Annotated in this window: 20 protein-coding genes; 10 read left to right on the forward strand and 10 right to left on the reverse strand. The window is 65.1% G+C overall.

Features of this window, described 5'->3' with window-relative positions; genetic code table 11:
- Window positions 1–50 precede the first annotated feature (50 nt).
- The 4 genes from MFF62_RS09035 to MFF62_RS09050 form a co-directional block, all read right to left on the reverse strand.
- Window positions 51–1,244 carry a hypothetical protein gene (locus MFF62_RS09035; RefSeq protein ID WP_238262318.1) on the reverse strand — a complete coding sequence of 398 codons (1,194 nt, stop codon included), beginning with the start codon at window positions 1,242–1,244 and terminating at the stop codon, window positions 51–53.
- Window positions 1,245–1,257: 13 nt separating this feature from the next.
- On the reverse strand, window positions 1,258–1,956 hold the full coding sequence (locus MFF62_RS09040) for a C39 family peptidase (RefSeq protein ID WP_238262319.1): 699 nt from the start codon (window positions 1,954–1,956) through the stop codon (window positions 1,258–1,260).
- On the reverse strand, window positions 1,953–2,411 hold the full coding sequence (locus tag MFF62_RS09045; protein WP_238262321.1) for a hypothetical protein: 459 nt from the start codon (window positions 2,409–2,411) through the stop codon (window positions 1,953–1,955). The genes MFF62_RS09040 and MFF62_RS09045 overlap by 4 nt, the downstream gene beginning before the upstream one ends.
- Before the next feature lie 179 nt (window positions 2,412–2,590).
- A complete protein-coding gene (locus MFF62_RS09050; protein WP_238262323.1) occupies window positions 2,591–4,150 on the reverse strand; it encodes a hypothetical protein in 1,560 nt (519 codons plus the stop codon).
- A 675-nt stretch (window positions 4,151–4,825) separates the two neighbouring features.
- Here MFF62_RS09050 and MFF62_RS09055 point away from each other — a divergent pair.
- The 4 genes from MFF62_RS09055 (at window position 4,826) to MFF62_RS09070 (ending at window position 8,577) form a co-directional block, all read left to right on the forward strand.
- Window positions 4,826–5,608 carry a GntR family transcriptional regulator gene (locus MFF62_RS09055; RefSeq protein WP_238262325.1) on the forward strand — a complete coding sequence of 261 codons (783 nt, stop codon included), beginning with the start codon at window positions 4,826–4,828 and terminating at the stop codon, window positions 5,606–5,608.
- 127 nt (window positions 5,609–5,735) lie between these two features.
- On the forward strand, window positions 5,736–6,752 hold the full coding sequence (locus MFF62_RS09060) for a tripartite tricarboxylate transporter substrate binding protein (RefSeq protein ID WP_238262327.1): 1,017 nt from the start codon (window positions 5,736–5,738) through the stop codon (window positions 6,750–6,752).
- Window positions 6,749–8,068, forward strand: a complete 1,320-nt coding sequence (locus MFF62_RS09065; RefSeq protein ID WP_238262329.1) for a 3-isopropylmalate dehydratase large subunit — start codon at window positions 6,749–6,751, stop codon at window positions 8,066–8,068. Before MFF62_RS09060 ends, MFF62_RS09065 begins: the two co-directional genes overlap by 4 nt.
- Window positions 8,065–8,577 carry a LeuD/DmdB family oxidoreductase small subunit gene (locus tag MFF62_RS09070; RefSeq protein WP_238262331.1) on the forward strand — a complete coding sequence of 171 codons (513 nt, stop codon included), beginning with the start codon at window positions 8,065–8,067 and terminating at the stop codon, window positions 8,575–8,577. Before MFF62_RS09065 ends, MFF62_RS09070 begins: the two co-directional genes overlap by 4 nt.
- Here the strand turns inward: MFF62_RS09070 and MFF62_RS09075 are convergent.
- Complete coding sequence (locus MFF62_RS09075) at window positions 8,574–9,329, reverse strand: phosphoribosyltransferase (protein WP_238262333.1); 756 nt, start codon at window positions 9,327–9,329, stop codon at window positions 8,574–8,576. The genes MFF62_RS09070 and MFF62_RS09075 overlap by 4 nt on opposite strands.
- 326 nt (window positions 9,330–9,655) lie before the next feature.
- On the opposite strand from MFF62_RS09075, the gene MFF62_RS09080 reads away from it, so the two are divergent.
- Window positions 9,656–9,820 carry a hypothetical protein gene (locus tag MFF62_RS09080; RefSeq protein ID WP_238262335.1) on the forward strand — a complete coding sequence of 55 codons (165 nt, stop codon included), beginning with the start codon at window positions 9,656–9,658 and terminating at the stop codon, window positions 9,818–9,820.
- A 79-nt stretch (window positions 9,821–9,899) separates the two neighbouring features.
- On the opposite strand, the gene cynS is transcribed toward MFF62_RS09080, so the two are convergent.
- On the reverse strand, window positions 9,900–10,343 hold the full coding sequence (gene cynS / locus MFF62_RS09085) for a cyanase (RefSeq protein ID WP_238262337.1): 444 nt from the start codon (window positions 10,341–10,343) through the stop codon (window positions 9,900–9,902).
- A 61-nt stretch (window positions 10,344–10,404) separates the two neighbouring features.
- Complete coding sequence (locus tag MFF62_RS09090) at window positions 10,405–10,545, reverse strand: hypothetical protein (RefSeq protein WP_238262339.1); 141 nt, start codon at window positions 10,543–10,545, stop codon at window positions 10,405–10,407.
- Between the two features lie 542 nt (window positions 10,546–11,087).
- Here MFF62_RS09090 and MFF62_RS30775 point away from each other — a divergent pair.
- The 3 genes from MFF62_RS30775 to MFF62_RS09100 all read left to right on the forward strand — a co-directional run bounded on the left by MFF62_RS30775 (window position 11,088) and on the right by MFF62_RS09100 (window position 13,323).
- Window positions 11,088–11,213, forward strand: coding sequence for a hypothetical protein (locus MFF62_RS30775; protein ID WP_029050781.1), 126 nt, complete (start codon window positions 11,088–11,090; stop codon window positions 11,211–11,213).
- Between the two features lie 44 nt (window positions 11,214–11,257).
- On the forward strand, window positions 11,258–11,563 hold the full coding sequence (locus tag MFF62_RS09095) for a hypothetical protein (protein WP_238262341.1): 306 nt from the start codon (window positions 11,258–11,260) through the stop codon (window positions 11,561–11,563).
- Between the two features lie 809 nt (window positions 11,564–12,372).
- Window positions 12,373–13,323, forward strand: a complete 951-nt coding sequence (locus MFF62_RS09100; RefSeq protein WP_238262342.1) for a helix-turn-helix transcriptional regulator — start codon at window positions 12,373–12,375, stop codon at window positions 13,321–13,323.
- Between the two features lie 58 nt (window positions 13,324–13,381).
- Here MFF62_RS09100 and MFF62_RS09105 read toward each other — a convergent pair whose 3' ends face one another.
- From MFF62_RS09105 to MFF62_RS09115, 3 genes are read right to left on the reverse strand one after another with little or no spacing between them, the layout of a single operon-like run.
- Complete coding sequence (locus tag MFF62_RS09105) at window positions 13,382–14,458, reverse strand: GNAT family N-acetyltransferase (protein WP_238262345.1); 1,077 nt, start codon at window positions 14,456–14,458, stop codon at window positions 13,382–13,384.
- A gap of 33 nt (window positions 14,459–14,491) precedes the next feature.
- A complete protein-coding gene (locus tag MFF62_RS09110) occupies window positions 14,492–15,202 on the reverse strand; it encodes a phosphatase PAP2 family protein (protein ID WP_238262347.1) in 711 nt (236 codons plus the stop codon).
- Between the two features lie 2 nt (window positions 15,203–15,204).
- Window positions 15,205–16,443, reverse strand: coding sequence for a DegT/DnrJ/EryC1/StrS family aminotransferase (locus MFF62_RS09115; protein WP_238263066.1), 1,239 nt, complete (start codon window positions 16,441–16,443; stop codon window positions 15,205–15,207).
- 491 nt (window positions 16,444–16,934) lie between these two features.
- Here MFF62_RS09115 and MFF62_RS09120 point away from each other — a divergent pair, with 491 nt between their 5' ends.
- Both MFF62_RS09120 and MFF62_RS09125 read left to right on the forward strand, forming a co-directional pair.
- Window positions 16,935–18,950 (forward strand): polysaccharide biosynthesis protein, encoded by a 2,016-nt coding sequence (locus tag MFF62_RS09120; RefSeq protein ID WP_238262349.1) that lies wholly within the window; start codon window positions 16,935–16,937, stop codon window positions 18,948–18,950.
- A gap of 61 nt (window positions 18,951–19,011) precedes the next feature.
- On the forward strand, window positions 19,012–20,118 hold the full coding sequence (locus MFF62_RS09125) for a GNAT family N-acetyltransferase (RefSeq protein WP_238262350.1): 1,107 nt from the start codon (window positions 19,012–19,014) through the stop codon (window positions 20,116–20,118).
- The last annotated feature ends 103 nt before the right edge of the window (window positions 20,119–20,221 follow it).

Consider the following 20,221-nt stretch of genomic DNA (forward strand, 5'->3'; position numbering starts at 1 on the left):
GGCGGGCATACTGCAGGGCCCGCACCTGTTCGTTCGTGACTACACGCGATTTACCTCATTGCTGCTGACCTTTGGAGAACGCTGTTCAACGCCGTGTTGGCCATCTGTGCGCGGAACGCGGCCAGGGAATTCACGCTTGCGTTGAGCGTCATCAGGCTCTGTATGTTTTGGTTATTGAGATTATTCTGGATCACAGTACCGGGCATGTTCGATACCGCACCGAGATTGGCGACATTGCCGGCGCCGTTCTGGATTACCGTCAGCAGCCCGTTGGTCACGACCGTGCCGGCCGCATTGGCCACGGCCTGCTGCGCCACGCCTGCCGCGCCCGCTGCCATGCCGGCGGCACCGGCGGCCGCCGCACTGGCTGTGCTGCTGGCTGCACCTGCGGCGCCTTGCGCCGACGCGGCGGCACCATTGGCCGTGGCGGTAGCCGCCTGCCCTGCCTGACCCGCCTGGCCTTGCGCCGCGGCTGCCGCCGCTTGCGCGGCCGCCACGGCGGCACTGGCCGCACTGTTTGCCGCAGTCACGGCCACCGTGACCTGCCCCAAGGCTTGCGCCAGCTGATTGGCCTGCGCGGCCGTAATGGCGCTGATATCGGGAATGGTGATGCTGGTGGACACCGCCAGCGCGCCGTTGACGAACACGGCGCGGTCGATGCCAAAGCCCACCTGCAGCCCGCCGGCGCTGAACCCGCCGCGGGATTCATCAAGCCGCGCCTGCGCGACCGGCTTCCACTTGGCCATTTGCTTGCGTGCCGTGGACACCTCCGCATCGGGGTCGCGCGTGGCCAGTGTCATGGCAACCGCGAGCGGATCTCCGGTGGTCGGGTGTCGGGCCACGCTGGCCTTGTCGACCGGAACCACTCGCGCAGGCGCTTCGGCAACGGATTCGATGGCAACGGGTTGTGTAACGGATTCAACTGCCCTGGCGGCGCTTTCCGGCGCGACAGCCACGGCAGGCAATTCGGGTAACTGGGGCGATGCGACCGATGCGGAAGGCGGATCCGGCGCGTGCGTGGCGAGCGCCGTCAGTTCGGTGGCGGCCGGCAGTGCGGGCAAATCGATGGCAGTGGCAATGGCAACGGCCACGCCGCTTTCCGCGGTTTCGGTGTTCTCAGTGGCCAGTGCCTCGGCGCTGGCGTGCGCATTGCCAGCGCATGCCAGGCCCGCGCCAAGCAGCACGGCGGCGGTAGCATGACCGGCCGTGCGTCTGGGCGCGTTGGAACCGCTTGTCTGGGCCATGACGTTCCTCAACTCAGAAATCGGAAATGCCATGCTTGGGCATGACGGTGAAAAACAGACTGTCTCGCGGTACTCCCATTGAGTAAGGGCCGGTCGGCGCGACACGCCAGTCCGCGGCCACGTTGAAACGGGCTTGATCCGTACGGTTATGGATCACGAACAGCAGGCTGCTGTCCCAGATCCGCTCGAAATGTTCGCGCTCCAGTGCGCGGGTGCCGCGTGCCGGGTCGCCAATCAGGACACGGTTGCCCTTGACGCCCTTGACCACGACGAAATGGTGGTAGCCGTTCTCGATGATCAGCACGATGGCCGGAACCTGCGCTTCCTCCAGCTTCGACAGCGGCAGTTCGTAGCCATCGGCCTCGAAGCCGCGCGACTCCAGGAACCGCTTCATGTCGAGCAGCGAAAAGCCCTCGGCCCGGATCTTGGCCTGGTCGCCGTTGACGTACATGTTGGCGAAGACCGTCTGCTCCGATGTCGGGACGTTGTACTGGTACGTCAGCAGCGTGGCCACCGCCGCCGATCCGCAACTGAAGTCGTATTGCTGGCGGATCGTGGTGCGAAAGCGGGCCTCGCGCAGGCTCGTGACCGGCACGTAGAAGGTGTTGCCCTGGTCGCCGGGAACGCGGATCGTATCGGCCTGGGCGGCCGTCACGCCGCCCAGCACCGCCGCCACGCAGGCGACCTTACAGAGCAGGCTGCGCATGATCATTTGAACTGGACGTTGAGAATGGTCGCGTTCTGGATCAGTACGTTGTTGCCCGAATTCTGGATCACGGTGGGCAATCCCGCAGCGTTCGAGAACGATCCGTCCGACACGATGTTGCTGCCGGAGAATGTGTTGACGGCCGCGTTGTCGCCAACCGTGCCATGCAGGCGCATGTCGTTGACCACCAGCTCGGCGCCACCGCGTACCCCGTCGAGCTTCTCGGCCGCCACGGCCCTTGCTGCCGTGCCGAAGATATCTGGTTTGCGGCTCGCGTCCGGCGTTGCCGACACGCTGGCCACCGCGCCCGCCACTGCCGTGGCCGCGCCTGTGTCACTGCTTGCGACCGCGACTGCCGTGGCGGATGCCTCGGCGCTGGGCGGCCCTGCGTTGGCCTGCATGAACGGCCAGACCAGTAAGGCTGTCGACAATACGGCGACAGCTGGGCGATGCGATCGCATGGTGCGTCTCCCCTCGTGCTCCGCGGTGTGGCACCCCATCCGGGCCACGGTACGCGAACCTGCAAGCATCTGACATGGCAGCGCAGGGGTCAGACCTCGGCCCCATGCGCTGTCGTGTCCATTCAAACCCAACGGCTCTGTTCCGCTCCGTGCGGAACAGAACAGAGCACGCCAGGTGCTTACTTGCCAACGTTCATGTTGGCTTGCACATTGACGCTTTGCTGCACCAGCGATGCCATGCCGCTGTTCTGGTTGGCGATCATGATGCCTGCGGCGGACTGGCCGACGCTGGTCATGGCATTGGACATGTTGAAGGTGCCGGCATCCACATAGTTCGTGCCACCGTTACCACCAGCGCCACCGACCGCACCGTTGCCGGTACCGCCCGTGCCGCCATTGCCCACACCACCGGCGCCACCTGCACCGCCGGTACCCGAGGCCGCACCCACCGCACCGTTGCCGGCCGTGGCGCTGCCATTGGAGGCCGTGCTCGAAGCGCTGCCATTGGTAGCATTGCCGCCAGCACCACCAGCACCGGCTACGCTGTTTTGCGCGCCGCCGTTGCCGCCGGTACCCGAGCCTGCACCACCAGTAGCTGCACCCGAGGTGGACGTAGCTGCACCGCCGGCGCCGCCCGTGCCCGAACCAGCGCCAGCCGTTGCCGTGGCCGTAGCCGATCCGCCTGCAGCGCCTGCACCGCCAGTGCCGGTGCCGGACGCGCCAGTACCGGTGCCGGTTCCAGTGCCCGAACCCGTGCCGGTGCCGCTGCCTGCGCCGCCAGCGCCAGCCGTTGCCGTGCCCGTGCCACCGGCACCTGGACCACGCTCGTTGGACGAGTTGGTGGCACCGCTGCTGCCGCCAGCGCCAAGGCCGCCGCCCAGGCCTGCGCCCAGACCGCCGCCCAGGCCGGAGCCGCCGCTGCCCTTGGCCCAGCCGCCGTCGCCGCCGGAGCCACCCTTCGACACATTGCCAGCGCTACCGCCAGCACCCAGGGCCGAACCACCCTTGCCGCCAGCGCCCAGGCTTGCCGACAGTGCATCGCCGCCATAGCCCTTGCCGCCGCTGCCGTCACCGCCCCAGCCAATGGCCTTGCCACCGTTGCCGCCGTCACCAGCCGAAGCGCTGCCGTTCACGGCATAGCCTGCGCTGGCGCTGCCGTTGGTGGCGTTGCCGCCGCTGCCGCCGCCGCCGCCATTGCCGCTGTTGCCGCCATTGCCGCCATTGCCGCCCGAGCCGCCTTGGCCCGTGCCGCCATAGCCCTTGCCGCCAGCACCGCCGGACGCGCCATTGGCGTTGCCGCTATTGGTCGCGTAGTTGCCGATGTTGCTGACCGAGACGCCCGACACCGTGCCATTCAGCTTGCTGATCGCCAGCGCCTTGCTGCTGTTGAACGAATTGCTGAAGTTCGCGGTAGCAGTGCTGCCGTTGGCGGCTGCTGCGTTACCGTAGCCGGCCATGTCTTGGTCGGTGTAGTTGTGCGAATTGGTGGAGGTCGTTGTCCTGGTCGACGTCTTGTTCGACGTCAGCGTTGCGGTCTTGGTGGATGTGGAAGTGCTACGGTCGGAGTTGTCCTGAGTCGCAGTGGAGTTTTCGTTGGCGTTGTTTCCCTTCCCCTGAGTTGAAGTCGCGGTGGCCGTCTGCTCGTTCCCGCCTCCGGTAGTGTTGTTGTTCGTCGGGTTAGCCCAAGCTGTGCCTGCAAAAACCAGGGTAATCGCCGACGCGAGTAAAGTCTTTTTCATACGAAGCTCCCAGGAAGTTTGTACTGCGGCTCAGCCTCCGGCCGGCGCTCTCGAGAACATCGGCTGGAGGTTTAGGTCCGGCACGGTTGCCAGTCCAGCCTCCCCTTGCGCATATTCAGTGCCAGCCCGCATGGCTCAAGCGGAATTCCGTTGAAATACAACGGCTGCCGGAACATTTCGAGGGAACTTTCAGACAGGTTTTTGGCTCGGCCGCGGGCGCGGGCCTGTGCTTGGGAGTAGACATGTCACAGGGCTGTGACACAGGTTCCGGCCGGTTGTCGGCCAACAGCCAACACTCCCCCGAAAAAGGGCTTGCATTCAATGAGTTAGCGCGCACCTACACGCAAACCCGCATGGCTACGCGGCGTAACGGCCATGAAACAAGGGTCATTCGGGATTCACATGGCGCTGGCGGTGTGCGGATGACCGGAGGCACGACGGCCGACGCGTGGGCCGCTTGGTGGCAAGTCATGCGTGTGCGCCACTGCACAGCGCAAATCGCGCGGTTCGGGCAGGGTTTCTTGCGAAACCGGATACAGCGGGGGCCCGCCGCGATTAAACGCGCCGTAATACAGTGGCCCGGGCGTCGCAACGATGTTTCATGCTAGGCTCTATGTCTGATTTAACGTACATTAGTCGCGTCAACACTTGTTAGCGCATTTGCCAGGGCAAACCATGAGTGAAGCCGTCGTCCCCCTGTATCACCAGATTTACGTGGTGCTCCGCCAGCAGATCGTGGAAGGCCGTTTCGGCCAGGGCCCGCTGCCGGGCGAAATTGACCTTGCCAAGCAGTTCCACGCCTCGCGCGTGACGATGCGACGCGTTTTCGACCGCCTGGTGCAGGAAGGTCTGGTCCGCCGTCATCGCGGCCTGGGCACCTTCGTGAACCCCCATCCGGTCAAGCCGCAATCGGCCGACGAGCGTGCCACCAGCCTGCTCGGCACCATCATCGACATGGGCGAGAAGACGTCCGTCAAGGTCGTCTCCATCGACGAGGTGCACGCCACCCCCGACGTGGCCGAGTCGCTGAAGATCCAGGTGGGCGACCCCGTCATCAAGATCGTGCGGGTGCGCCACTACAAGAGCCGGCCGCTTTCCCATATCACCACCTACCTGCCCGCCGACCTGGGCCGGCCGCTGGCACGCAAGGACCTGGAAACCACGCCGATGCTGCGCCTGCTGGAAGCCGCTGGCGTGGAGCTGGGACGCGCGTCGCAGGTGCTGACCGCGCGCCTGGCCGATGTGGTCGTGGCTCCGCTGCTGGATGTGCCGGTGGGCGGTGCGCTGCTGGCCGTGCGCCGCGTGGTGCTGGACAAGGCCGGACGTCCGGTACAGCTGCTGATGGGACAGTATCGGCCCGACCGCTACGAGTACCGCATGGAACTGTCGCCGATGGGCGGTGGTGATAGCGCCAACGTGTGGGTGGAAAACGAAACCCGCACCGGTCTGCGCGACTGACCCGCCTGACACACTGAATCGACCGGATGCCGGTGCAGGGATTTCCCTGCGCCGCTCCGGCGTTTCCACACCACGCTTTTCGGGCCATACTGCGCACTCCAGATCACACTGACGAGGAGCCCAAGTCATGCCAGTCGTTCGCCCGGGCGTGCATTCGCCTGCCCGACCCTCCACCCGACCCGGCCGTCGCCGCGCGCTGGCGCTGCTGGCGCTGGCTTCTGTCCTGGCCATGCCGGCCGCGCACGCAACCATTGCTGGCGGCAAGCCGATCCGCATCCTGGTGGGTGCGCCCGCAGGCGGCACCACAGACACCCTGGCGCGCACCATCGCGCAGGAAATCTCGCAGACGCTGGACCAGCCTGTGGTGGTCGAGAACCGTCCCGGCGCCGGCGGCAACATCGCGGCCGACATGGTGGCCAAGAGCCCGCCCGACGGCACCACGCTGCTGATGAGTTTCACCAGCCATACCATCAACGCCACGCTCTACAAGAAGCTGCCGTTCGATCCGATCGCGGACTTCACGCCGATCACGCTGGTGGCCAACGTGCCAAGCGTGCTGGTTGCCACGCCCAAGCTGCCCGCCAACAACATTCCCGAACTGATCAAGCTGGCTCGCGCCGAGCCCGGCAAGCTCAATTTCGGTATCGGCTCGGTGGGTTCGTCGGTGCATCTGGCTGGCGACATGTTCAAGATGATGACGGGCACGTACATCGTCAACATTCCGTACAAAGGCACCACGCCCGCCATCACCGACCTGCTGGCGGGACAGGTGGACCTGATGTTCGCCAGCACCATCAACGTGGCGCAGCACGTGAAGGCCGGCAAGCTCAAGGTGCTAGGCGTGACCAGCCCGGCACCGCTGCCGCAGTTTCCGGGTGCGCAGCCGATTGGCGCGACCGTGAAGGGCTTTGAGTCGAGCGCGTGGTTTGGCCTGTTCGGTCCTGCCGGGCTGCCGCCCGAGATCACGCAGGCGCTGTACCAGGCCGCACGTCGTGGCCTCGAGCAGCCTGCCGTGCGCAAGCGGCTGGAGAACGACGGCGTGCAGCCCAGTGGCATGCCGCCGGCCGAGTTCGCCAACTTCGTGAAACAGGACGTCAAGCGCTGGGCCACCGTGGTGAAGTACTCGGGAGCCCAGCCGGAATGACCCTGTCCAGCGGCAACGCCGTCGACCCTGTTCATTTGCCCGCCACGCTCGCGCAAAAGCTCGTCGCACGCGCGGCAGGCGTGGCGCACGTGGTGCCGGGCAGCATCGTGATGTGCAAGGTCGACCTGGCGATGTCGCACGACTCCAGCGGCCCGCGCCGCGTGGCGCCGCTGCTGCGCGAGCTGGGCGCGCGGGTGTGGGATCCATCGCGCTATGTCGTGGTGACCGACCACTTCCTGCCGGTATCGGACCCCGATGCGGATTCCATCGTGCGCTTCACGCGCGACTGGGTACGCGATACCGGCATCACCAACTTCATCGACGGCCAGGGCATCTGCCACGTGGTGCTGCCCGAGCGCGGCTTTGTGCTGCCGGGGCGCTTCATCGTGGGCGGCGACAGCCACAGCCCCACGGGCGGGGCCTTCGGCGCGTACATGTTCGGCGTGGGCGCCACGGAAATGGCTGGCGTGCTGGCCACCGGCGAAATCTGGCTGCGCGTGCCGCAGACCATCCGCATCGACTGGCAGGGCGCGCTGAGCGACGGCGTCTGCGCCAAGGACATCATGCTGTTCCTGTGTGCCACGCTGGGGCTTGGCGGCGGCCGCTACGAGGCCATCGAGTTCACCGGCCCGGCAGTGGCCGCGCTGCCGATGCAGGAACGCATGACGCTGACGAACATGTGTACCGAACTGGGTGCGCAGACGGGACTGATCGCACCCGATGCCACCACCATGGAATGGCTGGCGGCGGCGGGCGTCGATGCGCCAACGCTGGCCGCGCTGGACCCACGCCACTGGCGCAGCGACGCCGATGCCCCGACGCTGCTCACGCATCGCTTCGATGCCACGACGCTGGCGCCCCACGTGGCGGCGCCGCACACACCGGCCAACAGCGCACCCGTGACGCAAGCCGCGGGCGAGCCAATGGACATCGCCTATATCGGCGCCTGCACCGGGGCCAAGCTCGAAGACCTGCGCATGGCGGCGCGCGTGCTGCGTGGTCGCAAGGTAGCTCCGGGCATATTGCTACGCGTGGCGCCTGCCTCGGTACGCGACCAGCAGATCGCGCAGCAGGAAGGCACGCTCGGCGTGTTGCTCGATGCCGGCGCCGAACTGCTGCCCAACGCATGCAATGCCTGCGCCGGCTATGGCGCCAGCCGCTTTCCGGCCGGCAGCCGCGCGATTGCCTCGACCGCGCGCAATTTCGCCGGGCGCATGGGCGATGAAGGCAGCGCGGTCTGGCTGGCATCGCCGCTGACCGTGGCAGCCACCGCCGTGACCGGCCGTATCGCCGACCCCCGCACGCTGCTGGCATGACTCCCGCCCCCGATTTTCCGCATCCACCCGCTGGCCGGGTCTGGCGCTTCGGCAACGATGTCGATACCGATGCCATGGCGCCGGGCCGCTATATGAAGTCGAGCCTCGACGAACTGGCACGGCATTGCCTGGCAACCTTGCGACCGGAATTTCCCGGCGGCGTCCGTCCCGGCGACATCGTCGTGGCGGGCGCCAACTTCGGCATGGGTTCGTCGCGCGAGCAGGCGGCCCAGGCGCTCAAGCATCTGGGCGTGGCAGCAGTGCTGGCGCCATCGTTCGCGGGGCTGTTCTATCGCAATGCCATCAACCTGGGCCTGCCCGTGCTGGTGTGCCCGCGCACGGACGCGCTGACGGATGGCATCCATGCCACCTTCGATCTCGATGGCGCGCGGGTGACGCTGGACGACGGCACCCACGTGCCTTGCGAGCCCGTGCCGGAATTCCTGCGCGCGCTACTGCGCGCCGGCGGCCTGATTCCGCACCTGAAGGTGCGTCTTGGCACGCCCTAGCGCGCCAGCGGATTTGCTGTGAACGGCGGCTCACCGCGCCGCCACGCCGCATGGGGCGGCAGCATCGACGCGCAATGGGCTTCGCGCAGCAGCGACATGGCCTCGTCGTCGGTGGTTTGCGTGAAATCGAGATAGAACGCACCGACCGCGCCAAAGCTGACCGGCGTGTTGAGACACACCACGTCGTCGGCCACTTCGCGCAGCGTGTCAAGCCCCTCGGCGGACCCCACCGGCACGGCGGCCACGACCCGCGACGCGGTAGCCGTGCGCGCGGCATCCAGCGCGGCACGCATCGTGGCACCGGTGGCCACGCCGTCATCCACCACGATCACGCAACGGCCGGCCATGGCCACCACGGGCCGGCCCTGCCGATAGCGCTGCTGCCGACGGCAAATCTCGCCGAGCTGCCGGCCGCGCTCGGCATCGAACGCACCCGATTCCACCGCGCGCTGTACCCACGGCCCCTCGTTGATCACGGTATGCGGACCATTGCCGCTGGCATCGGCCTCCACCACGGCTCCGAGCGCCAGCTCGGGATAGCCCGGTGCGCCGATTTTGCGGACCAGCAGGATATCGAGCGTGCCATCGATGGCACGCGCCACCTCATGCGCTACGGGCACGCCGCCACGCGGCAAGGCCAGTACCAGCGGCGGATTGGCATCGGCCGGACGCGCATAGCCAAGTTCGACCAGGCGCTGGCCAAGATACTGGCCAGCCTCACGGCGGTCAGCAAAGCAGGGCGGCAGACTCATGGCGGGCTCCCGCGTCAGGTGGGGGGGAAGTGAACAACCGCTTGCATGTTCCACAGCCACTATAGTCCCACGCCACACCGGTGGCGGGCTTTATTCCCGGTTTCCCGCAACGGGCGCCGACGCAGCCGCTTTGTTGCGCTCTCGCCGCTATGAGCCCGATAGCCAACCGCGATTGATCCCCGAAATGGAACAGTCTTTTCAGCGTTAACCCGATGATCAATAGCGCGCGATTACGTAGGATTGCTGCGTGGCGACAATTTGCGCCCGACCAACCCCCGTGCAACGCGGCGCCTGACAGGCCCGCCTTCGATTGAGTGAGTGTTACCGTGAATCCCCAGCACATCTCCCGCACCGACGAAGTGGCCGAGCACCCCGAGGCCGATCTCGACATCCCCTTTGGCTCGCTGGAAGCAGCCGCCATGGCCGAACTGCCGTACACGTTCCGCCAGACCGGCACCTGCGCGCGCTACTACCAGGAATATTTCGGCTGACACGCCGCCGCGTGCAGAAGAAAAGCCGGGACGACCGCACCCGCGGCCGTCCCGGCGCCCGCAATGCTGCTGAACGTCTTCAGTACGTCTTGTAGGGCAGGAACTTTCCGGACATCTCGATGCGTACCCGGTCGCCATTCGGATCGGCCTCGCGCTGCAGGTCCATCCGGAAGTCGATGGCACTCATGATGCCGTCGCCAAACTCCTCGTGGATCAGCGCCTTGAACGTGGTGCCATACACGCTGACCAGTTCGTAGAACCGGTAGATCAGCGGGTCAGTGGGTACTTGCGTCGGCAGCGAGCCTTTATAGGGCACGGTGCGCAGCCACGGCTCGGCCTCGGCTGGCAGGTCGAAGATCTCCATCACGGCGCGTGCGCCGGCCTCGTCGAACGTCATCTGCCCCAGGCAGGCGGCGGTCGTCCATTCCTTGCTCTTGCCCACCCGTTCGGCCACATGGGCCCACGAGATGCCGCGTTTTACCTTGGCTTCGATGATGAGGTCGGTCACGTCGTCGCGATTCATGTTGGTCTCTCCGGTCTGGTTTGGATGGCCTTTTCCGGAGAGACGTCGCGCCGCCGCGTGGCTACGGTGACTGCGTGCGCTCGATCAACGCCACGGCATCGACGACGCCGCCGTCCAGATGCGCGCGTGCGAACTGCGGCACGGTGAGCGGGCTCAGACCCTCCAGGGCCTGCAGAACCAGCACGATGAACATGACCGGCATGACGTCCTCCCTCCGGGAATACGGCGAAATGACTGGCGCAAGCTTCGTGCCATCGCGACAGCACGCTTTCTGCAAGGCATGGCATGCCGCGATGACGCATCGTGGGGCGTGCCACCACCCGCCATTGCCCCGCCGAGACCGGTTTTCGCACCGTCACGGGGACACGGGAAGAAGCACGACACGCCTGAAGCGTACCCGTTTCTGCGCACAACGGGGCAAACGCCGAATGCGATGACGCGCCCTCCAGGCCGTCCGGACATCGTCGGGACATCGCCGGGACATCGCCAAATCTTTGCGTAACTCATTTCCGATGTAACGCCACATTACCGGCCGCTGACCCGTCAGAGATCTTTCCAGCGCATTCGTCACATTGCCCCAAACCCTTGCCTGGCAAGGCCTGGCGGGCGATGCCGTAAGCCTTCCGGAAGGGCCGCCGCAGGGTCGACCCATGTGAGACAGCCTTACAAGTGCAACCGCGATTGCGCCGACCCCGCCGCTAGAGTGAAGCCGTGTTCAACGCCACCCGGCAACGGAGTTTCCAAATGAAGCGCGCAATCGCACTGGCCATCCTGCTCACCACCACCAGCGCCCTGCTGTCCGCCTGCATCGTGGTGCCGCCGCGTGGCCCGCACTACCACCATGACTACTATCGCGGCGGCCGCTACTAAGCCGAGACGCACCTGACGACCGCCACGTCTCCAAGGAGAAAACCATGAAACGCCAGATCCTACTTGCTGCCACTGTCCTCGCCACCGGCGGTGTCTTCGGATTGCTCTCGCCTGCCGCGCAAGCCCACGGCTACTACAAGAGCCCGCCGCCGCCCCCGCATCATGAAGTGCGACCCGGCCCGCGTCCCGGCCAGGTATGGGTGCCAGGCCACTACGACCGGGCGCGCGGCAACTACGCCTGGCGCGGTGGCTACTACCAGGCCGCCCGCCCCGGCCAGCGCTACGTGCCGGAACGCTGGGTGCATGGTCCCCATGGCTGGTACCAGCGCCCGGGCTACTGGGCCCGCTGAGCGGCAGCCGGGTTAAATCGACCAGTTAGTCAGCGCACGCTAATGCTGAAACGCTGACATGTTGGAAACAGCGGGCCGGATCCACGGGCATGTGGTCCGGCCCGTTGCGTTTTACAGGGGCGTCGCATCATCCATTCAGGGAGGTTGCAGACCGGGCGACGGCCACGCAACAACGCATTTTTCTTTCCTGCCAAGGCACGATCCGCGCTTCATCCTTTTGCACTAGATCCACAGGCTCCCCACCGGCCGCGCAACCGTAAAAACTCACATCCGGAACATTTTCATGGCGTTTCATTAATGCGCCACCACACACTATTTCCGTTAATGCCACACCCCCCATGCGGGTTACTTTTTGATATTAATCCGGCCATTTTCATTCGAATCGGTTGCATGCGTGAAACACCCGCCGGAGGTGATGTATCAACGGTGAAACGCCAATGACAGGCCCGTCTGGATGACTTTGCAAATACTTCTCCAACCAAATGCACGAGCCCGGCAATGGATTATGAGGTTGAGCGCATTACATACCCGCATCAACCACAACCACTACGCTTGCATTCGTTCGGACCAGCCCATAAGATGAATTTAAGTTTCGATTTAGGAGCGAGAGTTTCTTTCGGGTACGGGTACGGGTCATACTTCCGGTCGCGCGGACAAGCCCATCTTACAAGCGGGCATCGACAGACACGGAAGCACGGGGTTACAGCTGACACAGGCGCCATCGCTCAAGGTGTGCGCGCAGGCCAGCGGTGTACCTCCCTCACGCAAAGCGCCCCGCATCTCACCCATAAAACGGGGAGTCAAGAAAAATGAATGCGTTGCTGATTGAGGAGCATCCACTGCTCCGACTTGGGTTGCTGCAGATGCTCGAAACCGTCCAGGAATCCGGACATGTCCTGGCGCTGGCGCCGGCAGACATCAACCGCCTGGAAATCCCTCACCGAAACGCCGACCTGCTGGTCTTCGGCATGCCTGCCGACGAAGCCACGGGCTGGGAACAGCTCGAACAGGCGCGCGAGCGGCTGGCGCCGCAGCGCATCCTGGTGCTGGCCGATACGTTGCCCCTGCACGTGCCGTCGTCCGACGCCGCGCGCGGCATCTGTGGCTGCCTGCCCAAGTCGGCGTCGCTTGCCGTCATCGAAGCCGCCATCCGGCTGGCCATCTCTAGCGTGCAAGGGCTGATGTTCGCGGGCGATGCCGTGGCAACGCCGGTGGCGTCGCGCTCGGCCATGCCCGCCGCCACGTCGCTGGCGTCGGCCGCACCGTTGCCGCTTTCCGCCGCCATGCCGCAGGACCCGGCATCGCCGTTCGCGTGTGCCAGCGCGATGCGTGCCGCCGTGGCCGTGCGCGACCTGACCAGCCTGCGCCCGGGCCAGCCGATTGCGTCGTCGTCAGCCGTGTCCGCGCAGCCGATGCCGATCGCCGAGGACGGACCCAGCTACAACGAAGCGGAAATGCTCAAGATCACCCCACGCCAGTACGAGGTGCTGGTGCTGCTGGCGCGTGGCTACCCAATCAAGACGGTCAGCCGCATGCTCAATATCTCCGTGGCCACCGTCAAGAGCCATGCGTGCACGCTGTACCAGCGGCTCAAGGTGCGCAACAAGGGCGAGGCGGTTTACGCGGCCTTGCAGCGCGGCGCCACGCTGGAATGGGTGAGCGGCGATGAGCATATGACACGCGGCAGCAGCGCGCTGTCGGCAGTGACGCCCCGCACCAGCGGCGAATCCACCTACCAGGCGACGAGCCCGACGATCTGAGGGTTCGCCCGCGCCCGCATCCGCGACAAGCGAAGCGGTTCCGCCAACGGCGCCAGGATCATTCCGAAAGGATCTCCTGGCGCCGGTACGCCGGAAAATATCCGTCCAGATCGCACCCTGGCTCGTGGGCGTTGGCACCGGCGCAGAGCGCCGCATACCGCTGGGGGTTGACGATCACCCGCTGTGTCTTGAAGACGTGGATGTCCGGCGAGAATCTACGCTTGAAGGTCAGGAGCGAATCCTCCGACTGCCCACCGCAGCTCCGCCCCCCGCCCAGGATCAAATGCTTGTAGCCGTGCTCGCGGCCCCATGCACGCTGGGTATGGATCACCAGCTTCTGCGGCTCGCGATGGAGAAACCGTGCATCGGCGCCAAACAGATGGCTCTGCAGGATGCCCATGGACCTCGCCACCGATAGCAGCCCCACACCGATGATCTCCTCATTCTCCTCCGCCACGAACAACTGCAGGCTGCTACCGAGCTCCTTCCGCAGGGTGATGTAATACCGCTCGTCGAAATAGTAGTACGCCTGGGCGTGAAGGCGGCACATCGACTGGTTGTAGATGTCGACGAATCTGGACATGGCCTTCCGGCTGTTGTCGATCCTGACGCTGACACCGGCCTGCGTGGCCTTGGCGATCGCGCGACGATGGCCGTGCCCGGTCTCATGCCAGTGCTGGTCCTCGGTCTTGGTCAGGTCGATCGCGACGATCGGTCCCTGCTCGATGACCGCGCCGACCGAACTTTCCCAGCCGGCGTTGATGAGCGGATGAAGGCGAATGAACCAGGACACGCAGCCTGCTTCACGCAGCACGTCAACGGCCTGGCGCAGTGCCGCATCCGTGAAGGCCCGCGATGCGCCGTCGCTGACGATCGGACCGCCGTAGCCATAGGGCGAGACCGCATCCCACTCGCCGCCCGGCAGCTCGCGCCGTATGAAGGGCACCAGCAGGTGTGCGTCGCCGTCTGTCGCATGCACGGCGTGCGCCTTGCCGCGATCCCCGTATTCGGCGGCGCGAAGCCAGCCGGGCGTGTGGCAGCAGTCGTGCCTGCAGCATGCAAGCATGGCTCTCCATTGGGAACTGGACGTATCCAGTATGGAGATTTCCATCAGATTCCGCTGTCTGACGTTCAAGGTGTCTCTCCCGTTCCGTCGTCACTCCCGCATTCAGCTGGGACCACCCTCCTTGACACCAGGAACGTGTTGCCGTCGCTCCTTCTCCATTGCATCCCGAAGGGGAAGAAGGACCTGTACCTGTGAGCGCCCGGTAACGGGATCGGCTGTAATGAGCCGATCGTAGCGTTGGTCGTCGTCGAGCCACTTGCCGGGCAGCGCGACCACGGTCCCGCGAAGGGCACGGACAACCGTACGCGGATCGAGGGTCACCGAGACCAGGCACACGATCGACAATGCCGTGACAACGGCCGCCCGCCCCACGACTTGCCCGCGCGCATTCATCAGCGCGATGCCCAGCCCGATCGCCGCACCCAGCAGGGTTTCCGTGAAGGTATGGTAGTGGCCAACCACCAGGGCAATCGCCACCATCAACGCCAGGACAAGCCCCGCGACAAGCCCAACTCTTGCCGCGCGTGGACTCACGGCGGCCCCTAGCAGCATGAACAGAACGGGATACGCGGCGGTTGTCAGCATGGCATGTCCGCTGACACTGTATATACCCAGTGCTGGCGCGTACCAGCCGTTAACTTCAAACGCCAGCTTGCAGACAAGAATCAGCGCGGCGCCCGCGCAAAACGAAACCAGCCAGCGAGAGGCGCGTGCCCAGTGTCCCGCGCAGACAAGGATCAGCGCACTGAGCATGGCGATGGCCAGCGCTCTTCCCGCTTCCCCGAAAAAGAGCAGCGATTCCAGAAATGCCATCCTCAGGCATCTCCACTCATCAGTCCTGCCGACAGGGAGGCGCCGGCAGCTGCCTGGACGGGCACGCGGGCGGTGGCCCGCGTGATGACCTCCTCGGCGACGCGTGCCGTTTTCCTGATTTCCGCATCGCTCAGGGTCGGGTGCACCAGGAACATCAGGCTGGCTTCACCCAGCAACTTCGCATTGGGCAAGCGCCGTGCCGGGCGCCAGCCAGTGCCGTCGAACGCCTTCTCGCGATAGGCCTCGGTGCAGCCGCCTGGATAGCACGGCACGCCCTGTGCCTGGATCTCGGCCACGATACGATCGCGGCTCCAGCCATCGGCCAGCAATCCCGGGCGGAGGAATGCATAGAACTTGTACCAGGCGGGCTGTGCGTGTGCCGGACACGACGGCAATCGCACGGCGTCGCACAATCGAAGCGCTTCGGCAATGACGTCTGCGTTGGCCGCGCGCTGCGCCGTCCATTGCGTCATGCGTGCCAACTGTATCCGCCCGATGACGGCCTGCATTTCCAGCATGCGCCAGTTCGTCCCGAAGGATTCATGCAACCACCGGAAGCCCGGAGGGTGCTCGCGTCCATAGACGGCGTCCCAGCTCTTGCCATGGTCCTTGTACGACCACATGCGGGACCATAGCGCCTTCGAGTTGGTCGTCACCATGCCGCCCTCGCCGCCGGTGGTCATGATCTTGTCCTGGCAGAAGGACCATGCACCGATGTCGCCGATCGCGCCGACCGACCGGCCCTTGTACCGTGCACCATGCGCCTGGGCGCAATCCTCGATCACCTTGATCCCGCGCTCACCCGCCAGCGCCATGATCGGGTCCATGTCACACGGTATGCCGGCCAGGTGTACGCACAGGATCGCCCGCGTCCTTGGCGTCAGGACCTTGCGGATCGTCGCCGCCGAAAGATTGCCGCTGGCAAGCTCGACGTCCGCGAATACCGGCGTCGCTCCCGCATTCACCACGCTGGAAATGCTGGCGATGAAGGTACGCGGCGTCACCACGACCTCGTCGCCCGGTCCAATGTCCAGGGCCTTCAGCGCGATGTCCAGCGCGAGCGTCCCGTTTGCCAGCGCGACCGCATGCGCCGTCCCCACCCAGGTGGCGAACTCCTCCTCGAACTTCCGGCATTCCGCGCCCGTCCAGTAGTTCACCCGGTTCGAGAGCAAGACCTGTTGCACGGCTGCGGCCTCGTCGGCGGAGAAGCTCGGCCAGGGAGAGAATCCGGTATCCAGCATGGTCATCCACCTCGGAAATCGTTGTCAGGGTAAGTGCTGCCAATCGGGCCGTTCACGACGCGCCCCAATCCGCGCGACGCGACACACCCCGTCCGACGGAATGCGTTCATCTAATCAAACTTGCATAGGCAAGTGAAGGCCGTCATGTGGCCTAGACCACTCAGTTGAGGTGGAAGCGCGCTGGCGTGCAGGCGCCGCTACGTACGCGAGCACACGTAGTCGTGTTGCATGTCCCGAAGCAACATCAATACTTCCTTCCATCGGGTCGTGCGTCGACGAAATCGGTCACGCTGCCGGCGTGAAGGAAATCGGGAGCCACGCTCAAGCCAGCATGACCCTTGAAGGCCACCAGCCGGTGGACCTTCCCATGAAAAGAACAACCATCGAGCCATGCAGAACCGCTTGCACCCAATCCTTTGTCCCTCGGGGTATCCGGACGCCTGTCCGGTAGTCGTCGGACGTCGTCCCATCACGGCATGGGGTAGCGGCAAATGATCAAATGGTTCTCGCAATGGCTGACCGCCCTGCCAAGACGCCGCAAGACCGCGATCATGATTTCAGCCGATCTGCTCGCCTTGCCCCTGTGTTTCGGCTTTGCACTGTTCCTGCGCGCCGGCAACTTCGAACTGCTCGAGCGGTACGGCGTCACGCCACCGCTGATCATCGCCGCCTGCACGATTCCCGTGTTCTCCTTGAGCGGGCTGTACCGGACAGTCGTCAGGTACTTTGACCTGAAGGTCCTGTGGACGACCGGCGCCAGCCTGGCCTGTCTGGTCGGGCTGACCTATGGGCTGTCGTTCCTCATACATCTGGACAGTCTGCCCCGCACCGGCTTGCTGATCTACTGGTTCATCGCCTTTGCCTATGTAGTGATCTCGCGCTTTGTCGCACGGGCGTTGCTGACACGCTCGCAGCAGGTCCGGAGTGCGCAGCCCGGGCCCTCGGCCTCGCGCGTGGGCATCTTCGGCGCCGGCGAAGCGGGCTTCCAGCTCGCCATTGCCATGCGTGCCAGCCTAGGCCACAAGGCCGTCTGCTTCTTTGACGACGACTTCACGCTCGACGGCAAGGTCTTTGCCGACCTGCGCGTCTATCACAGCAACCAGATGCGCGAGCAGATCCGACTGCACGCCATCAATGAAGTCGTGCTGGCCGTTCCAAGCCTGCCGGTCGAGCGTCGCCGCCAGATCGTTGACAAGCTGCACCGCTATTCGGTCAGCGTTCGCATGCTGCCGACCTTGCTCGAACTCGTGGACCGCAAGATCACCGTGCAGTCCATCCGCGACGTCCGGGTGGAGGATCTGCTGGGCCGCGACATCGTCCCGCCGCGAGAAGACCTGTTCGCCAAATGCACGCAACGCAAGACGGTCATGGTCACCGGCGCGGGTGGCTCCATCGGGAATGAGCTGTGCCGGCAGATCGCCACGCAGGAGCCGCAGCGCCTCATCCTGTTCGACCACTCCGAATACGCGCTCTATACGATCGAACAGGAACTGCGCCAACGCTATCCTGAACTGCCGATCACGGCCCGGATCGGCTCGGTGTGCGACGCCGAAGCTGTCTCGGCCGCATTGCGCGGCCAGCAGGTGGACACCATCTATCACGCGGCGGCCTACAAGCATGTGCCGTTGGTGGAAGGGAACATGTCCGAGGGCATCCGCAACAATGTGCTGGGCTCTCTGACCATTGCCGACCTGGCGGACCACTTCGGCGTCGAGACCTGCGTGCTGATCTCCACCGACAAGGCGGTCCGCCCCACCAATGTCATGGGTGCAAGCAAACGGACTGCGGAACTGATCTTTCAAGCCGCTGCCGCCCGTCCCAATACCAGAACCACGTTCTCGATGGTGCGTTTTGGCAATGTCCTGGGCTCGTCCGGGTCGGTGGTGCCACTGTTCCGCAAGCAGATCCGTGCGGGCGGGCCCATCACCATCACGCATCCCGATGTCATCCGCTTCTTCATGCTGATCCCGGAAGCTGCCCAGTTGGTAATCCAGGCCGGCGCGATGGCGAAAGGCGGGGAGGTCTTCGTGCTGGACATGGGGCAGCCGGTGCGCATCATCGACCTTGCCCGCACGATGATCGAGATGTCCGGGCTGGTGGAAAAGACACGCAAGAACCCCGCCGGCGACATCGAAATCAAGGTCGTGGGGTTGCGTCCGGGCGAGAAGCTTTTCGAAGAGCTCCTGATCGGTGGCGAGGTGACGCCCAGTAGGCACGAGCGCATCCTGTGCTCGAACGAACCGTTCCTCGAAGCCTCCGTGTTGCATGCCAAGCTCGATCGCCTGTTCGCGGCCTGCGAGACCCGCGACGAACTGGAGATCCAGATCGCGATACAGAGTCTGGTCTACGAATACACCCCCTACAGCTCCCTGGATTCGCCCGCCCGCAAGGCCGTGGCAACGACTCCGCCGTCGTCGCGCGCCCCGGCATCGCGCTGGCACCCGCCCTCGGAAGCCGACGTGGACCTGCCGCAGGCCACGTTGTCCAATCCGAGCGAGGCTGGCTGAAGGTTGCCGTGGACGCATCCGCCGGCGAACGGCATGAGAGGAATCGATGAACAGTGCGAATGTGATCGCCAATGCCGCGACGGACGTGGCCCCACCGACTTTCGACCCCCGCCCGCAAGGGGATACCGGCCACCGCCCCGAACTCGCGCCCGTGGCAAGCACGGCCACTGCGGCCACCAGGGACGTCGCCGGGACCGAGGTAGCGGCCGAGACCGCACAAGCGCGCTACCGCCAGCACTGCAATACGGCTGCGAACATTCCGCTATTCAGCCAGGCGTGGTGGCTGGACGCCACCGCCGGCCCCGGCAACTGGAGCGCCACGCTGGTCGAACGTGGTGGCCAGATCGTGGCAAGCATGCCCTACGCGACCCGGCACATGTACGGGTTTAACGTCATTGCCCAGCCGGCACTGGCCAAGATGCACGGCCCGTGGCTGGCACCCATGGATGGCAAGCCGGCAAGGGTGCTGGGCCAGCAGAAGGAGTTGATGGACGACCTGATCGCGCAGCTGCCACGGTTCGACCATTTCCAGCAGCACTGGGCCCCCAACCATACCAACTGGCTGCCCTTTTGCTGGAAGGGGTTCCGTCAGACCACCAAGTACACCTACGTACTCGATGATCTGTCGGACCAGGACGCGCTCTGGAACGGCTTGCAGCCCAACATCCGCGCCGAGATCCGCAAGGCGTCCTCGCGCCATGGCCTCGAGGTTCGCGACGACCTGGGCATCGACGAATTCATCAAGCTGAACAAACAGGTCTTCTTGCGGCAGGGCATGGCGCAACCCTACACGGAGGATTACGTCCGCCGCCTTGACGCCGCGTGCGCGGAACGCGGCGCACGCAGGATCCTCATCGCCGTGGACAAGGAAGGCCGTCGTCATTCCGGTGTCTATCTGGTCTGGGATGGGCGTGTTGCCTATTACCTGATGGGCGGCTCGGACCCCGTGCTGCGGACCAGTGGCGCGGCCAGCCTGTGCATGTGGGAAGCGATCCGCTACGCGTCCGGCGTGACACGTAGCTTTGACTTCGAAGGGTCGATGCTGGAACCGGTCGAGCGCTTTTTCCGGGCATTCGGGGCCAGACAGCAGCCTTACTTCTTCATTCAAAAGACTCCCTCTCGCATCCTGCAGGCTTACCTGTTCGTGCGTTCGCTCCGTCAATCCTGATGCATTGGCTGGCGTGACGATGCCTGGTGCGTCGACGTGCCTTGCAATCGCGTCGTCGATGCATCGTGCTGCGCAGGGATGCGCGGTCACCCCCCCTCTGTTC

Origin of the sequence: Cupriavidus pauculus (assembly GCF_022179805.1) — a bacterium.
Taxonomy (GTDB): domain Bacteria; phylum Pseudomonadota; class Gammaproteobacteria; order Burkholderiales; family Burkholderiaceae; genus Cupriavidus; species Cupriavidus pauculus_E.

Bases quoted from the DNA above. Each gene is read 5' to 3' on its own strand.
- MFF62_RS09055 (WP_238262325.1), top strand. From the start codon at position 4,826: ATGAGTGAAGCCGTCGTCCCCCTGTATCACCAGATTTACGTGGTGCTC.
- MFF62_RS09060 (WP_238262327.1), top strand. From the start codon at position 5,736: ATGCCAGTCGTTCGCCCGGGCGTGCATTCGCCTGCCCGACCCTCCACC.
- MFF62_RS09120 (WP_238262349.1), top strand. From the start codon at position 16,935: ATGATCAAATGGTTCTCGCAATGGCTGACCGCCCTGCCAAGACGCCGC.
- MFF62_RS09040 (WP_238262319.1), bottom strand. From the start codon at position 1,956: ATGATCATGCGCAGCCTGCTCTGTAAGGTCGCCTGCGTGGCGGCGGTG.
- MFF62_RS09075 (WP_238262333.1), bottom strand. From the start codon at position 9,329: ATGAGTCTGCCGCCCTGCTTTGCTGACCGCCGTGAGGCTGGCCAGTAT.
- MFF62_RS09065 (WP_238262329.1), top strand. From the start codon at position 6,749: ATGACCCTGTCCAGCGGCAACGCCGTCGACCCTGTTCATTTGCCCGCC.
- MFF62_RS09100 (WP_238262342.1), top strand. From the start codon at position 12,373: ATGAATGCGTTGCTGATTGAGGAGCATCCACTGCTCCGACTTGGGTTG.
- MFF62_RS09045 (WP_238262321.1), bottom strand. From the start codon at position 2,411: ATGCGATCGCATCGCCCAGCTGTCGCCGTATTGTCGACAGCCTTACTG.
- MFF62_RS09095 (WP_238262341.1), top strand. From the start codon at position 11,258: ATGAAACGCCAGATCCTACTTGCTGCCACTGTCCTCGCCACCGGCGGT.
- MFF62_RS30775 (WP_029050781.1), top strand. From the start codon at position 11,088: ATGAAGCGCGCAATCGCACTGGCCATCCTGCTCACCACCACCAGCGCC.
- cynS (WP_238262337.1), bottom strand. From the start codon at position 10,343: ATGAATCGCGACGACGTGACCGACCTCATCATCGAAGCCAAGGTAAAA.
- MFF62_RS09110 (WP_238262347.1), bottom strand. From the start codon at position 15,202: ATGGCATTTCTGGAATCGCTGCTCTTTTTCGGGGAAGCGGGAAGAGCG.
- MFF62_RS09035 (WP_238262318.1), bottom strand. From the start codon at position 1,244: ATGGCCCAGACAAGCGGTTCCAACGCGCCCAGACGCACGGCCGGTCAT.
- MFF62_RS09050 (WP_238262323.1), bottom strand. From the start codon at position 4,150: ATGAAAAAGACTTTACTCGCGTCGGCGATTACCCTGGTTTTTGCAGGC.
- MFF62_RS09090 (WP_238262339.1), bottom strand. From the start codon at position 10,545: ATGCCGGTCATGTTCATCGTGCTGGTTCTGCAGGCCCTGGAGGGTCTG.
- MFF62_RS09115 (WP_238263066.1), bottom strand. From the start codon at position 16,443: ATGCTGGATACCGGATTCTCTCCCTGGCCGAGCTTCTCCGCCGACGAG.
- MFF62_RS09070 (WP_238262331.1), top strand. From the start codon at position 8,065: ATGACTCCCGCCCCCGATTTTCCGCATCCACCCGCTGGCCGGGTCTGG.